The 718-nt window shown below is 67.0% G+C and carries 1 pseudogene; it reads left to right on the top strand.

The annotated features are described in order from the left end of the window. Nucleotides 1–718: pseudogene (locus tag KVT32_RS28010) on the top strand (methyl-accepting chemotaxis protein); the annotation flags it as partial.

Genomic DNA, 718 nt, shown 5'->3' with positions numbered 1-718 from the left:
CCCAGAACAAGCTGAGCCAGATCTTCGCGGCCGACGGCAGCGACGCCGAAAAGGCGCTGCTGGTCGAGGTCAAGCAGCACGAGGCTGCCGCCCTGCCGGCCATCGCCAAGGCCTCGGGACTCTACCTGGCCAACAACGCCATGGACGCCACCCGCGTGATGGTGCGCGAAGTGCGTCCGGTCCAGAAGAAGTGGACCGAAGCCCTGGACAAGCTGGTCGCCCTGGAAGACAAGCAGAGCGCCCAGAGCCAGCAGGACGCCGCCGACGCCTTCGTCAACGCCCGTAACTTCATGGTCATCATGCTGGTCGTTGCCGTCGTCATGGGCGTGGTCGCCGCCTGGATCATCACCCGCGGCCTGCTCAAGCAACTGGGCGGCGAGCCCGACTACACCACGAAGATCGCCGGCAGCATCGCCCATGGCGACCTGGCGATCGCGATCGACACCAGCACCGCCGAGCGCGGCAGCCTGCTGGCCGAAATGAGCGAAATGCGCAACAGCCTGGTCAAGATCGTCGGCCAGGTACGCCGCGGCACCGAGACCATCGGCACCGCCTCGCGCGAAATCGCCGCCGGCAACATCGACCTGTCCTCGCGCACCGAACTGCAGGCCAGCTCGCTCGAGAAGACCGCCTCGGCCATGGAAACCCTGACCACCACCGTCAAGCAGAACGCGGACCATGCGCGCGAAGCGAACCAGCTGGCCGCGACCGCCTCGGA

Source organism: Achromobacter sp. GbtcB20 (assembly GCF_019091095.1).
GTDB classification, from domain to species: Bacteria; Pseudomonadota; Gammaproteobacteria; order Burkholderiales; family Burkholderiaceae_B; genus Achromobacter; species Achromobacter mucicolens.
Note: the sequence above shows the minus strand (reverse complement) of the source record. Positions and strands in the feature narration are given on the sequence as shown.